Origin of the sequence: uncultured Mailhella sp. (assembly GCF_963931295.1) — a bacterium.
Lineage (GTDB): Bacteria > Desulfobacterota > Desulfovibrionia > Desulfovibrionales > Desulfovibrionaceae > Mailhella.
This window is the reverse complement of record NZ_OZ007001.1, coordinates 1,409,223-1,424,080: the sequence shown is the minus strand read 5'-3', so window position 1 is coordinate 1,424,080 and position 14,858 is coordinate 1,409,223. Positions and strand designations below refer to the sequence as shown.

The following is a 14,858-nucleotide window of genomic DNA, read 5'->3' as shown; positions in this document are numbered from 1 at the left end:
TTACGGAGTTCTTCATGCCCGTTTTTGCTATAGATCCTGAAAAGTGTGTCAACTGTGGAACATGCGTAAAGATTTGTCCTCTCGATGTCTTTCGTGCAGGCGAAACCACACCGGAAATCTGTTACCGGGAAGACTGTCAGTCCTGTTTTCTTTGTCAGATTTACTGCCCTAAAGACGCCATAAAAGTCGATGCTGTGAGAAACAGACCGACTCCTCTACCATATTAGTCATCTCTCTGGGAAGAACTCGTAGCTCCCTACGGTTCTTCCTTTTTTTTTCACTTATTCCATGAGAGAATATTATGGAACGCTCTGCCATCAAACAAAACTTCTCCATTAATTACTGGTCGATCTTCCACATCATCGTCTTTCTTGGCATTACCTTCTTTTTCAGCAAACTTGTGCCCACTGTCCAGCCTCTGACGCATTACGGCATGAACGTCCTCGGCGCACTTATCGGCGTGGTGTACGCATGGATTTTCATTGATATCGTCTGGCCCAGCATGGTAGGTCTTCTTGCCATTGGCCTGCTTGACATTATGCCCATCAACACCCTTTTCAATAAGGGGTTCGGTGATCCCACTGTGATCCTGATGATGTTCATCTTCGTCTTCAGCGCCGTACTGGATAAAAACGGCGTGACAAAGTGGATTTCCATGTGGTTCGTCAGCCGTAAAGTCGTACAGGGAAAGCCATGGTTGTTAACTTTTGCCCTGTTGCTGTCAATAGCCGTTCTTGGCGGTTTATCCAGCGCCACTCCGGCATGCGTCATCGGCTGGAGCCTCATGTACGGAATATTCAGAATCTGCGGGTATGAACGATGCGAAGGCTACCCCATGATGATGATCATTGGTGCAGTATTTGCCAGTCAACTCGGCATGGCACTCATCCCCTTCAAATCCCTGCCTCTGGTGGCCATCAGTGCCTATGAGAGCCTCTCGGGTGCTACGGTCAACTATGCCGTATATATGATCGCTTCCTTTTCTTCCTGCCTGCTCTGCCTGACGGCGTTTATCCTGATTGGCAAATTCGTACTGCGTCCTGAACTTAGTAAACTGACCAGTCTGGATATAAAAACGCTCATTACAGAAGATGAAATGAGACTCTCCGGTGTCCAGAAACTGCTTTTTGCTTTTCTTGTCGCGCTCATCCTCTTCATGGTACTTCCCGGATTTCTTCCCGAGAACCTCTCCATTACCGTTTTCTTCAAAAAAATAGGAAATACAGGAGTGTGCGTCCTTCTGGTGGCGTTGCTGGCAGCCATAAAAATCAAAGGGAAGCCTCTTTGCCCCTGGCGTACCATGGTCAACGAAGGTGTTGCATGGCCCATCATCTTCATCCTCGCCTTTGTACTTCCCCTATCAGGCCCCATCTCCGATCCTAAAAGCGGTATCACGGATTTCATGCTCAATTTTCTGAATCCTCTTTTCGGGGCGGGCGGAAGCACCAATTTCCTGATATGTATCGGTATCGTCGGCGTGATTCTTACGCAGTTCATCAACAATACCGCCATCGCTGTCGCGCTTATGCCTGTCGTCTATTCATACTGCACTGCCAACGGAATGCTGCCTGAACAACCGGTTATCCTTGTGACTGTGGCCAGCTGCCTAGCCTTCCTTACTCCGGCCGCAAGCTCAACATCCGCCATGCTTCACGGCAATGAATGGGTAACCACAAAGGCCATCTGGAAAACTGCTCCCATTCTTGTTATATCCTCGTTATGTATTGTAACCAGTGTGATTATATTGACGGGAAAAATTTTCCTCTAGAGATCATTCCTTTATAACCGTATGGCTCGGTCAAGTAAAAAATTACCACGACCGAGCCTTTCTTTATTATATGTTCCATTAGTATACTGATAGTCTATCTATTTATCATGGATGAATATTGTCAAATGAATTGCAACATAAAGAGATTTTCGTCTTCCCTTAAAACTCGACACTCGGTCGGTAACCAAACTTCTTGTGGGAACGGCGGGTTTGACTGTCACTGCTTTCGCTATTCGCTCATTGGTCAGCTTGAAAAGTCCATTCTTCGAGAAAAAACTACCCATGCAAGCCGTTACTCTGCTCATTAAGCGCTCGTTATCCCAGACAACCGTATATATGAAAGACTCAGCAGACTAAATAATCGACAACAGACTGAACTTATAAAAAATTTTTATGGCCGGTGCCATTCCACATTTCCCCACGTTCTGCGCTGGCTATGGGAAGGGCTGCGGGGCCTGTCGGTTCTTTCATCAGGGGCGCGGGCCGTTCTGTCTTGTGTGGGGTGCAGCGTGGCCGAACTTCCAGAGGAACGCCGAGACGGATACGGCGACATGGTGAGGGCCGTCTGTGCCTGTTTTCTGCATGGAGTGGCCCATTTATCGGAAAAATGAAAAACGCGCCTCTCCGTGGCGCAGGCGGGAGAAAATGAGCAAAAGACTTGAACTTGTGGAACTGCCGCCCATTACCGGCGACGAGGTGGAACTTGTTTTTCCGCAGGACGATGAGACGCAGGGGGCGAAAGAGTGAAGATCATCATAGACACGAGGGAGCAACGGCCGTTTGAGTTTCTGGGACAGAACGGCGACATAACGACGGAGCGCGGGACGCTGGCTCTTAGGGACTATTCCCTTGCCGGGCTGACTGATCGGGTGGCTGTGGAACGCAAGAGCCTTGCTGATTTGGTCATGTGTCTGGGGAAGGAACGGGAGAGATTTCAACGGGAACTCATGAGGGCGGCCGCTCTGGAAGCCTTCGCCGTGGTGGTGGAAAGCTCATGGCAGGACTTGGCGGCCGGGGCCGTCGGTCGATTATGTGGGGCTGTTCCTGGGAAAACGGGGGCGGCCCTTTTTTCTGCATGGTGCAAGGTCGCGGGTGTGGTCGCAGGGTGCGACTTAAAAAAAGTGGCGGGGTGGTAGCAGGTAGCCCCACAAAAAGGCGGCCATTTTCGGGAGTATAAAAAAGGCGTCTGTTTAGGGAATCTCTCTCCCGGCGTCACGCTTCCCCAAAAAAGGGGGGGCCATGCAGGACGTGCGGCCGTGGTCGGGATGGGATGGCATCGGAGAGGATGAAAGGGCGTGGGCGTGTGCGGGATGGGATGCGTTACCCGTGGGCTATGAGGCGGCAAGGCGGAAATGCAAGGCCATGCGGAAGGCAGGTTTCCGAGAGTATAACACGGCGACACGTCTTTGCCCTGTGTGCGGGGTGCAGTTCACAGACCGGGCAAACAAGCTCTATTGCTGCCATGCCTGCCAAAAGAAGGCGTACAAGCTCCGCGTGAAGGGTAGGCTTGCGCCGGTCTATGTGCCGGGCATGGCGGTGAAGCGCTCCGGGGGCTACAAACAGGTGCATATCCTTCGGACAGTGTGGGAGGATGAAGAGGCGGCCGAGAGCGTCAAGGAAACGTCAAGGGAACAGAAGCGCAGGGCAAGACGGGAAAGCAGGCGAGAGAGGCGGCGCAGGCTCCGGAGTGGTAAGGTAAAGGCTTTGGGCCTCCCAAAAGAAAACCTCCCCAAAGCCGGACGCAAAGGGGAGGTGAGCAAGGGGAGGTGTTGAGGGGGGAGTTACTGCCGGACTCCGGTATCAACAGCGAATGCCATAGCGTCCGCCTCTTCCTTGACGCTGCGGGTGAAGTCAAAGGCTATGCCCTTGGCGTCTGTGGCCTGCGTGTTGATCGTGATGGGGCCTGTGAAGTTTGCTGTCGTCGTGGAATTTCTGGCCGCGCTGTTCGTGTTGTACGCATAGTTATACACGGGCGGCGGCAGGGCTTCGAGCGCGTACTGTCTGCCTATGTCGATGAAAGGCCCAGAGACGGGCGCGGGAAGGGCCTCTTCCTCACCAAAGCCCAACATATTCCCTGCCCAATCAAGCGCGCCTTTTGCGCCTTCGGCAATGCTGTCTCCTACGCCGGACAGCTTTTTGCCTATGGAATCCGGGAGACCTGAAATTTTTTGCCATGCGTCCAGAATCCAGCCGAATTCTGCCCGGAACCATGAGCATATCTCTTGCCATTTGGCTTTCAGTGCGTCTCCGGCCGCCGTCATCTTGTCCGTGAACATGGTGCGGACTCTTTCCATGATGGCCATGATGTCATCCCAGTACACATAAAGCAGGGAGGCCGCCAAAATGACCGCGCTGAGGGGGTTCGTTGCAAGGACTGTCTTGAGAGCCTTGAAGGCGGAGCCGACACCGAGAACGGCCTCTGTGAGAACGTGCATAGTCCCCACACCGACGGCAAAAATGGAGAAAACGGCCCCGATCTTAAGCAAGGCAGGAATGAGCGGCTTCATTTTTTCAAGCCCTGCAAGGACGGCTTCCCATGTAGCCTTGAAGAAAGAAAGAATCTCCTCTCCTGTGCCGAACTGTGCCCAGAATCCGGCAAGGGCCGAGCCTCCCCCATGGACATAGGCCACAAGGTCGTCGATAAGCAGCGCAATGCCTGTCAGTACAAGTGCCCATGGAGCAAAAGCCTTGATTGCCTTGTCATGGGCGCGAATCGTTTTTTCAATGGCCGGAACCAGCCGCCCAGCCATAAAAACGGAAACCGTGCCAAGGGCAATTTTTATAAACTGAGAGTTTTCCTGAATCTTTCGAGAAAAGGCTGTGAGACCAACAGACAGCCAACGAAGGGCGGGCAAAATTTCCCTGATGATGGGGCGAGTTGCGGCCTCTATGGACTTGCCGAACACGAGGAAAGAATATCGTGCCTCCATGGCAAGTTCTGCGTCTTCTTTTGTGTAGCCGCCAAGCTCCTTCTGTTTGGCAATCATCGTTTCAATGTTCGCGCTGCCCTTCTGCATCATGGCAATCATGCCGGGATCAAGGCCTAGCTGCATACCGAAGGCGACGGCCTTTTGTTCGCCTACTCTCTGGAAGGCGTCGGCAAGGTCAAGGATAACGTCTTCCGTGGCCCTCATGCCTCCCTGTGTGTCCTTGAGGGCAATGCCGAGTTCCTTTGCTATGTCTTTGAGTTCTCCGCCGTCAAAGGTCGTGGCGTCCACAATCTTGTCGGACATATCGCGGAAGAGGTTGCCGACTTCTGCCGCTTCCGCTCCGGCGGCTTCCGCTGCGAACTGCCAGCCCTGCAATCTTTCCATGCTCATGCCGAGGGACTGGGAAAGCGTCTGAATTTCCGTTGCTGCCGTGGTAAACGTGTTGATAGCCGCTCCTGCCGAGAATCCGGCAAAGGCGGCCATAAGGGGCGCGGCAAGCGAAGAGACAATGTTTTTCACTCCGCTGTTGATGCGCTGTCGGGCTTCTTCCATGCCCTTATCCACGCCGGAAGACTCTACCCCATGGTCACAAGTAATGCGTCAACAATAGTCGCCATTTATCGCCTCCCTGTCTTGCTTCTGTCAGCATGGAATGAAGAGGCAGACACAGACAAAGGTGGACGCGCAAGGATAGGGAAATACGGAGGAATCAAGGTCAAGAGAGAGAGGCGGCGCAGGCTGCGGAAGCAACAAGGTTGCAGCATGGTTGCAGGGGGAAACTTAAAAAAGCAGTGCGGGGTGCAACGTCAACAACAAGTCAACGGTGTTGACTATAAAAAAGGGGCCTCACTACGCCGAAACTTAACACCACACTTAACAGTTCACCACAAAAAAGGACGGCGCATTGATGAGGGGCACTTGTTTGCCGGGTAGCCGGCAACGTTTGCGAGCTTGTCCAGGGCCGGAGTCATTACGACTAAGTATAGGGACGCTTGGGAGAACCTGGCGTCCTTTTTTGCCCCCTGTTGTTTTTCATGTTGTCCCCCGGTTGTCCCCCGGAGATGAGAGAATACGAAAAAAGCCCTTACAGTTTACCGTAAGGGCTTGATTTCACTGGAGCCAGCTTGGAGACTTGAACTCCAGACCTACTGATTACGAATCAGTTGCTCTACCAACTGAGCTAAGCTGGCGCTTCGGACATTCTTTTTATGGGTTTTCATGGGGGATGTCAACACCGCGGACGTCATTTCCCGCGGGAAGGACGCGCGGACTATTGCGCCAGAGGCACGGTGAAGAGAAACATGCCGCCGGGGCCTTTTTCGGCGCGGATCATGCCGCCGTGTCTTTCCACGATGTGCTTGCAGATGGCAAGGCCGAGTCCGGTGGACGAGGGCGAGACCCGTTCCTTTTCCACGCGGTAGAAGCGCTCGAAAATGCGCTCGCAGTCTTCGGCCGGAATGCCGGGCCCCTGATCGGACACCGTGAACACCGCCATGGATTCAAACGGCGAGGGCTCGCCCGTAATGGTGATGGCGCTGCCTTCCGGAGCGTAGCGGCAGGCGTTTTCCAGCAGATTGCGGAACACCTGCGTGATGTAGTGGGCGTCGGCCCGGATGTTCATGCTCCGGTCGATGTGAATGTCGGTCGTCAGATTTTTTGCTTCCAGATGGGGCAGGCAGGCGTCGAGCGCGTCTTCCAGCACGAAGGCGGCGCGTACGCAGGTGAGCTGAAGGGGTACGGTGCCGCTTTCCAGTTTGGAGAGTCGCAGCATGTCTTCCACGAGCAGCGCCATGTGACGGGCGTTGCGCAGAATGGTGCTCGTGAACTTCTGTCTGTCTTCCGTGTGATGGGGCGGCAGATCAAGTATGGTTTCGGCAAAGCCGATGATGGTCGTCAGAGGGGTGCGCAGTTCGTGCGCCACTTCGCCCATGAATTCGCGGCGTCTTCTGCTCATGCGCACAAGATCGCTGATGTTGTGGAACACCACTACGGCGTAGGGCGCGGTTTCGCAGGTGAAGAGGCTGTCGCGGCTTTTGAGCGGCGTAATGCGCACGCTGAGAATGACGTCCTTTTCCAGCGTGATGCGGAAGGCGGGGGAGGCGTGCGGCGTGGGCAGAAAGTCGTGCAGGAAGGCGTCGAGCATTTCCCGGAATGTGGAGCCGGGAACCACGGCGGAGGCGGGCATGCCCACGGCGCTGGTGGTGAAGAGCTGGCAGAACGAAGGATTGGCCTTGAGCACGACGCCCTGCTTGTCCAGAATGAGCACGCCTTCGTCGAGGCTGTCGAGAATGCTGTCGAACGACGCGGAGGTTTCCTGTTTTTTCGAGGCGTCGCTCTGGGCGTCGTCGGCGGCCGTGAGATCGGTGAAGCAGGATTCCCGGTTGGGAACGATGGACGGGGCTTTCATGCGTTATCCCTTGCAGCGGTAACCGATGCCGCGCACGGTTTCGATGATGTCGGCGGCTTCGCCGAGACGGGCGCGCAGGCGTTTGATGTGGGTGTCCACGGTTCTGTCGTAGCCGTCGAACTGATAGTCCCACACGGAACTGAGGAGTTCCTCGCGGGAGCGCACGCAGCCGGGATTCTGCATGAGATCCTGCAGCAGGCAGAACTGAATGGCCGTGAGTTCCACGGGCTTGTCGTTCACGGTGACCTTGTGGGCCTGCGGATCCAGGCACACGCCGTCGCAGCGCAGCAGCGGATCGTCGTTTTCCTGCGTGGATCGCCGGCGCAGCATGGCCCGGATGCGCAGCATGAGTTCCCGCGTGTTGAAGGGCTTGACCACGTAGTCGTCGGCGCCGAGTTCAAAGCCCACGATGCGGTCCACGTCGTCGCCGCGGGCCGTGAGCATGATGATGGGGATGTGTTCCGTGCTTCTGTCCTTGCCGAGTTCGCGGCAGACGGCAAGGCCGTCCATGCGCGGCAGCATGACGTCCAGAAGAATGAGTGCGGGTCTGCGGGATCGCGCCAGTTCCAGAGCGGTGCAGCCGTCGGCCGCTTCCAGCGTGGCGTAGCCCTCGCGTTTGAGATTGAACACCAGCAGATCGCGTATGTCCTGTTCGTCGTCCACGACGAGAATGAGGCTTTCGCTCATGATTTCCCCAATATTCAGCAAATAAAGGCTGTCGGCAGCCATTTTTGGGGAGAATGCCACATTTTTATAAAAAAGAGAAGGCTGTCACACAATTGACACATAACTGCCCTAAGACGGACACTCGAATTCTCTACGATGCCTTTTCATGAGGGAACAGCCAAACCTCAGAGAACAGAATGGGCCTCATGCTTCTTGTGGCAACGGAGCGTGCGGCAGCGCCGGCTCCACACCCGCAGGAGGCCGGATGGAATCGACCCGGGATCTTCCTTTCCGTCCCGGGTCGATTCTGTTTTAACCGTTCCGTTGCAGGACATACTGTCACGCAACTGCCATGATTCTGCCGCGCTGCGGTCACGGGTTTTCTGTAAGGTTGCTCCATAAGGCCGCCGCGCAAGGCCTCTCCGAAAGTCGGGGAGGCGTCAGGTCGCCTCATGGCCGTCAAAAAAAGGATTCCCTCATGATAAGGATTGGCATCAACGGTTTTGGGCGCATCGGCAGATATCTGCTTCGTGTCATGCACCTGTTCCCTCAGTGTGAAGTGGCCGTCATCAACGGTCACCGCGCGAGCAACGAGGAAATGGCGTACCTGCTCAAGTATGATTCCGTTCATGGCCGCTTCCCCGGCAAGGTGGAATCCACGGAAAACGGTCTGCGCCTCGACGGCCGTGAAATCGCCATCACCCGTTGCGACAAGGGTGAATGGAAGTGGGGCGACTACGGCGTCGATATCGTGGTGGACACCTCGGGCACCCTCAGAAAGCGCGATCTTCTGGCCCTGCACATGAACTGCGGCGCGAAGAAGGTCATCATTTCCGCGCCCTGCAACGACGCCGACGCCACCATAGTCATGGGCGTGAATCAGGACATCTACGATCCGGCCAGACACGACGTCATTTCCGCCGCGTCCTGCACCACCAACTGCCTGGCTCCGGCCGTCAAGGTGCTGCACAACGAATTCGGCATCCTGCACGGTCTCATGACCACCATCCATTCCTACACCATGAGTCAGCGTCTGCTCGACGGCACGCAGAAGGATCTGCGTCGCGGCCGCGCGGCGGGACTTTCCATCATTCCCACCACCACGGGCGCCGCGGCCGCCGTGGGACTGGTCATTCCCGAACTCAAGGGCCTGCTCAACGGCGGCGCGCTGCGCGTGCCCACGCCCGACGTCTCGCTGGTGGACTTCACCTGCGAACTCAAGACGGAAGTCACCGCGCAGGAAGTCAACGCCGCCCTCAAGTACGCTTCCGAAACCTGGCTCTACGAGGCGCTCGGCTACTGCGACGAGCCGCTGGTCTCCATCGACTACGTGGGCGACACCCACGGCGGCACCATCGACGCCTCCTTCACTACGGTCATGAACAAGACCATGCTCAAAATCGTGGTCTGGTACGACAACGAATCCGGCTTCACCCATCAGCTCGGACGTCTGATCCGCCTTGTGGCTTCCCATCTGGAAGCGTAGCGGCAATCATCCCGAACGTCAGCGGGGCGCTTCCCCGAAAACACGACAAGAGGCCTTTATGAGCATGGATACCATGAACGAAACTGGTTCCCGTTTTATTATGACCGGCGCGGACATCGTCCGCATGGGCGAATCCGCCGAAATGCTGGTGGGCGGCAAAAACTACAACACCGCGCTCATCAGCCGCGTGGAAGGCATACGCACGCCGCAGTTCCGCGCCATTCCCGCCACGGCCTTCCATGTGGTGCTCGATGAGAGCCGCGTGAACGCCTCCCTGGTGTACGAAGTGGTGGACACGGCCATGGCCGAGGTGGACTGGGCTTCTCCCGCCGTGGCTTCCGATCACACGTTCTTCAGCACCTTCGTGCGCAGGGCGGCCGCGGAAATTCGCGAACGCGGCGCGGGCAAGAGCGCCAGCACCTGTCTGCGCGACTTCATCAATCAGGTGGTTCACGGCTTTGCGGAATCGCAGGAGAACATCGACCAGCTCCGCCGCCGCTCCATGCTGGTGCAGGCCGCCATTCTTTCCATCACTCTGCCCGCCGAAGTGGACGAGGCCGTGCGCCGCGCCTACCGCGACATGTGCGACGAGGCCGGCGAGGGAGAATTCCCCGTGGCCGTGCGTTCGTCCGCCGCGGGCGAGGATTCCCGCAAGAAGGCTTTCGCCGGCCTGCAGGACACCTTCCTGAACATCACCGGCGAGGACGCCGTGGCCGAAGCCTATCTCTGGGACTGCGCCTCGGCCTACAATCTGCGTTCCATGACCTATCGCCGCGAGGCCATTCTCGACGCCGTGGCGCATGCCGAAAAGGAAGGCGATCCCTCCATTGCGGAAAGCGCCCGCAAGGAATGGGCCATTGAAAACACCGCGCTTTCGGTGTGCATCATGCGCATGATCCGCCCCGTGGTGGCCGGCACCGCCTTTTCCGCCGACACCGCCACCGGCTGCCGCGGCACCTCCCGCAACGACCTTGTGAGCATCGACTCCAGCTACGGCCTCGGCGAATCCATCGTGGGCGGCATGGTCACGCCCGACAAGTTCTACGTGTTCCAGCGCGACGACGGCACCGACGTGGTTCTGCGCTTCATGGGCCGCAAGACCGTGCGCATGGTGTACAATGAAGGCGACGACGGCACGCACATCGAACCCGTGCCCGCGGACGAAGTGAATCAGTGGGCGCTCGGCGAGAATCAGCCCATCGAAGTGGCGCAAGGCGTGCGCGCCATCAGCAAGGCCTACGGCGGCATCATCATGGACACCGAGTTCTGCATCGACGACAAGCAGCGCCTCTGGTTCGTGCAGGCCCGACCCGAAACCCGCTGGAACGCCGAACTCGACGAACATCCCCACACCATTTTCATGCGCCGCAAGGAAGTGCTGCCCGACGCCGCGGCCAAGGGCGAAGTGCTGCTTTCCGGCAACGGCGCGTCGCGCGGCGCAGGTCAGGGCACGGTGCGCTTCCTGCGCTCCGCTCTGGAACTGAACCGCATTCATCCCGGCGACATCCTTGCCGCCGAACGCACCGATCCCGACATGGTGCCCGGCATGCGCGTGGCTTCCGCCATCATCGCCAACGTGGGCGGCGACACCAGCCATGCGGCCATCACCTCCCGCGAGCTCGGCATTGCCGCGGTCATCGGCGTGCAGAATCCGCTCGCCATGCGCGCCATGGACGGCATGCCCGTCACCGTGGACGGCACGCGCGGCCTCGTCTATCGCGGCCTGCTGCCTCTGTGCGACGTGGGCGGCGAACTGGACATTTCCAAACTGCCCAAGACCCGCACGCACGTGGGCATCGTGCTTGCCGACGTGAATCAGGCGCTGTTCCTCTCCCGCCTGCGCGACGTGCCTGACTTTGAAGTGGGCCTGCTGCGCGCGGAATTCATGCTGGGCAACATAGGCGCGCATCCCGCCGCCCTGGAAGCCTATGACAACGGCACCCTGGAAGGCTTTGTGGAACGGCGTCTCGCGGACCTGGAAGATCAGGTCAGCCGCCGCGTTTCCGAGCAGATAGCCGTGGGGCAGGTGCCTGCGCCCTTTGCCGAAGTGCAGCTCAAGCCCTACGTGGTGCAGCTCATGGACATGGCCTCGCTTTACGCCAACACCTCCAGCGTGCCCCGCGCCGAAGCCCTCATGGCCGAGTACATGCAGCGCGCGGAAATGAACCGCGAAACGCTCCAGACCTCCGACGATCTGCGCACGCACATACGCCTGGTCATGGGCGCGGACGAACCCGGATCGACCGTGACCGAGGAAGACGTGAAGGCCGCCATGGCCGCGGCCTCCAAGAAGCCTCTCGTGCAGGAAGTGCTCATGCGCATAGGCACCATTCGCCGCAGCGTGGCCGCCCGCACCCGCCTCGGCAAGGAAATCGAGGAAGTGCGCAGCATTCCAGAAAAGATTGAGCAGCTCATCGTGACCAACGGCCACGTGAGCGGCCGCGATCACTACATCCGCACGCTCGGCCGCAACCTTGCCCTGTTCGCCATGGCCTTCTACGGCAAGGACATCGTGTACCGTACCACGGACTTCAAGAGCAACGAATACCGCAACCTGCTCGGCGGTTGCCTGTTCGAGCACAACGAAGACAACCCCATGCTCGGCTATCGCGGCGTTTCCCGAGACATTCACGACTGGGAAATCGAGGCCTTCAAGCGCGCCCGCACGCTCTACGGCGGCACGAACCTCATGCTCATGCTGCCCTTCGTGCGCACGCTGGAACAGGCCCGCTCCATGCGCTCCTATCTGGCCGACGTTCACGGTCTGCGCAGCGGCGAAGACGGACTCAAGATTCTGCTCATGTCCGAACTGCCTTCCAACGCCATTCTGGCGCGGCAGTTCATCAGCGAGTTCGACGGCTTCTCCATCGGCTCCAACGACATGACGCAGATGGTGCTCGCCACCGACCGCGACAACGCGGAACTCTCGCACATTTACGACGAAGAGGATCCGGCCGTCATCTGGGCCATTCTGACCACCATCTTCACCGGTCAGAAGTTCTGCAAGAAGGTGGGCTTCTGCGGTCAGGGCGTGGCCAACAGCGTCATTCTGCGCGGCATGGTGGCCATTGCGGGCATTGTGTCCGCCTCCGTGGTGCCCGACACCTACATGCGCACCAAGGCCGACTTCGCCGCCGTGGAAGCGGAAAACATTCCCACGTCCGGCCTCGGCGCATGGCTGGGCAGGCAGCATACCGCCAAGCTGCGCGCGCTGCTGGAAAAGCACGGCTACGAGGAAGCCGCCAAGCTCACGGAACCTGCGGCCATCCGCGCCTGGTACGACGAAGAGGTGGGCCGCCTTCACAAGGAACTTTCCGCCTGCTTCAGCACGCCGTTTGAACACGACGCCCGTCATAAGCTGGCCGAGTTCCGCCGCACGTTCCACAAGCCCGTGACCTACGCCTCCTGGGACTGGGACGCCACCGTGTTCGATGCCCTCCAGCAGGCAGGCTTCTCCAGCTGGGAAGAGCAGGCCGAGGCCATGAGAGTTCAGCGCGAAAAGTTTGCCGCTGAATAAGGAATCCTGTCCGGGCGGGGCGTTCGCGCTCCGCCCGAGCGCCTGGAGCAGGCGCTGCGCCGCAAGGCGCAAACGGCTCCGCACCACGGCGGGCATCGGCGTTTCTCCCGCCTTCTCAGACGGCCGACCTCTGCTCCCGGGGGTCGGCTTTCTGTTGTCTTGCCGGAAGGGCGGAAAAGCGTTCTGAGCGGGTGTCCTTGCTCGAATCGGGAAAGATCGGGCAGCGTGTTGCGCACCCGAAAAACTTGCCCGGAGAATGAAAGAAAAGGGCCGTCGGATATATCCGGCGGCCCTTCCTTGATACCGATTTGAGGATCGTTACTTCGCGTTGTTCACGGCGTCGAAGTCCTTGAGCATGTTTTCGTCGGGCTTGGCGGTGAGCAGGCTTACCACCACGATGACGGCGCAGGCCACGAGGAAGGCGGGCAGCAGTTCATAGATGCCCCACACGCCGCCGAGAGGCTTGACGAGGTATTTCCACACGAAGACCATGACGCCGCCGGCGGCCATGCCGGAGAGCGCGCCCCAGCGGTTGCAGCGTCGCCAGAACAGGGCGAAGAGCATGACCGGGCCGAAGGACGCGCCGAAGCCCGCCCAGGCGAAGGACACGATCTGGAAGATGGAGCTTTCCGGATCGCAGGCGATGACGGTGCCGATGATGGAAATGAGGAGCACGGTGCCGCGGGCCGAAAGCATGGTGGAGCGGTCGGTCATCTGGATGTGGAACACGCCCTTGAAGAGGTTTTCCGACACGCTGGAGGCTGCGGCGAGGAGCTGACCGGACGCCGTGGACATGGTGCTGGCCAGAATGCCGGCGAGCACGAGGCCGGCCATGAACGCGGGCACGACGCCGAAGGAGCTGAGCAGGCCGCTGATCTTGATGATGATGGTTTCGGCGTCGGAGCCGGTCTGATAGGGGGCGAGGGCTCCGGCCTGAATCATGGCGTAGCCGATGACGCCGATGAAGATGGCGCAGCCCATGGCGATGACCACCCAGGTGGAGCCGATGCGGCGGGAGATGGCGATTTCGTTTTCGTCGCGGATGGCCATGAAGCGCAGCAGGATGTGGGGCATGCCGAAGTAGCCGAGGCCCCAGGCCAGGGTGGAGAAGATGGTGAGGGTGCCGTATTCCGAAATTTCATGCGTCACCACGTTGGTGGCGTGGGTGAGGCTGATGTAGCCTTCGAGGCTGGCGGCGGTCTTCACGGCGTCCCAGCCGCCGGCCATGTGGATGCCGAAGGCCACGATGATGAACAGCGCGAGCGTCATGATGATGGACTGCACAAGGTCGGTCATGGATGCGGCCAGGAATCCGCCGAGGATGGTGTAGCCTGCGATGACCACGGTGCCGATGAGCATGCCCGTCACGTAGTCGAGGCCGCAGAGCGTGGAGAAGAGCTTGCCGCAGGAAGCGAAGCCGGCGGCGGTGTAGGGAATGAAAAAAATGACGATGATGAGCGCCGAGATGCCGACGAGCAGACTGCTGGAGTCATGGAAGCGGCGGGCGAAGAAGTCGGGAATGGTGATGGCGTGGATTTTTTCGCTGTACACGCGCAGGCGGCGCGCCACGATGAGCCAGTTCAGATAGGTGCCGATGGCCAGGCCGATGGCGGTCCATCCAGGTTCGGCGATGCCGGTGAACAGGGCGAGTCCCGGCAGGCCCATGAGCAGCCAGGAGGACATGTCGGAGGCTTCCGCGCTCATGGCGGTGACGATGGGCCCCATTTTGCGGCCGCCCAGATAGTATTCATGGGCGTTGCTGTTGCGTTTGGCGCAGATGATGCCGATGTAGAGCATGAGAAGCAGATAAATGGCAATGGCGATGTATATGAAGATCTGATAGTCGCTCACGGTAGATACTCGGGGAAAAGGAAGTGTCGGCATATTGCCGGAGAGCCCGGCCGCAGACCGGGACAAGGGGCGGAAGAGAGGGCGCTGCTTCTGAAAGGGACGGGCCGCCGGCGGAAGGGGCCCGGATGAGAAATCGGCGACGAAGCCTCAGCGGGGCTGCCGGACGGAGAAGCCGTGCAGAAGGAGAACGCTTTCAGACGCATGACGACGCCATGGCGGGATCAGACCGCCGC

10 protein-coding genes and 1 tRNA gene are annotated in these 14,858 nt (G+C 58.7%); 6 read left to right on the top strand and 5 right to left on the bottom strand.

The annotated features are described in order from the left end of the window. Positions 1-14: 14 nt before the first annotated feature. The 3 genes from ABGT79_RS05830 (at position 15) to ABGT79_RS05820 (ending at position 2,904) form a co-directional block, all read left to right on the top strand. Entirely contained in the window at positions 15-227 is a 213-nt protein-coding gene (locus ABGT79_RS05830) for a ferredoxin family protein (protein ID WP_346665402.1), read from the top strand. Between the two features lie 74 nt (positions 228-301). Then, on the top strand, positions 302-1,768 hold the full coding sequence (locus ABGT79_RS05825; protein WP_346665401.1) for an SLC13 family permease: 1,467 nt from the start codon (positions 302-304) through the stop codon (positions 1,766-1,768). Between the two features lie 743 nt (positions 1,769-2,511). After that, positions 2,512-2,904 (top strand): ERCC4 domain-containing protein, encoded by a 393-nt coding sequence (locus ABGT79_RS05820; protein WP_346665400.1) that lies wholly within the window; start codon positions 2,512-2,514, stop codon positions 2,902-2,904. Positions 2,905-3,549: 645 nt separating this feature from the next. On the opposite strand, the gene ABGT79_RS05815 is transcribed toward ABGT79_RS05820, so the two are convergent. Then, positions 3,550-5,250: a hypothetical protein gene (locus tag ABGT79_RS05815; protein ID WP_346665399.1), complete on the bottom strand. Its 1,701-nt coding sequence runs from the start codon at positions 5,248-5,250 to the stop codon at positions 3,550-3,552. A 30-nt stretch (positions 5,251-5,280) separates the two neighbouring features. Here ABGT79_RS05815 and ABGT79_RS05810 point away from each other — a divergent pair, with 30 nt between their 5' ends. Continuing rightward, positions 5,281-5,631 (top strand): hypothetical protein, encoded by a 351-nt coding sequence (locus tag ABGT79_RS05810; RefSeq protein WP_346665398.1) that lies wholly within the window; start codon positions 5,281-5,283, stop codon positions 5,629-5,631. A 181-nt stretch (positions 5,632-5,812) separates the two neighbouring features. On the opposite strand, the gene ABGT79_RS05805 is transcribed toward ABGT79_RS05810, so the two are convergent. From ABGT79_RS05805 to ABGT79_RS05795, 3 genes are all read right to left on the bottom strand, one after another. Further along, positions 5,813-5,888: transfer RNA gene (locus ABGT79_RS05805), tRNA-Thr, on the bottom strand. Positions 5,889-5,968: 80 nt separating this feature from the next. Then, entirely contained in the window at positions 5,969-7,105 is a 1,137-nt protein-coding gene (locus ABGT79_RS05800; RefSeq protein ID WP_346665397.1) for an ATP-binding protein, read from the bottom strand. Positions 7,106-7,108: 3 nt separating this feature from the next. After that, complete coding sequence (locus tag ABGT79_RS05795) at positions 7,109-7,792, bottom strand: response regulator transcription factor (RefSeq protein WP_346665396.1); 684 nt, start codon at positions 7,790-7,792, stop codon at positions 7,109-7,111. Between the two features lie 457 nt (positions 7,793-8,249). Between ABGT79_RS05795 and gap the strand changes: the two genes are divergently transcribed. After that, the gene (gene gap, locus ABGT79_RS05790) at positions 8,250-9,257 is read left to right on the top strand and encodes a type I glyceraldehyde-3-phosphate dehydrogenase (protein ID WP_346665395.1); all 1,008 of its coding nucleotides are present in this window, start codon (positions 8,250-8,252) and stop codon (positions 9,255-9,257) included. A 58-nt stretch (positions 9,258-9,315) separates the two neighbouring features. After that, entirely contained in the window at positions 9,316-12,774 is a 3,459-nt protein-coding gene (locus tag ABGT79_RS05785) for a PEP/pyruvate-binding domain-containing protein (RefSeq protein WP_346665394.1), read from the top strand. Positions 12,775-13,092: 318 nt separating this feature from the next. Here the strand turns inward: ABGT79_RS05785 and ABGT79_RS05780 are convergent, their stop codons facing one another. Next, a complete protein-coding gene (locus tag ABGT79_RS05780; RefSeq protein WP_346665393.1) occupies positions 13,093-14,625 on the bottom strand; it encodes a sodium/proline symporter in 1,533 nt (510 codons plus the stop codon). Positions 14,626-14,858: the final 233 nt, after the last annotated feature.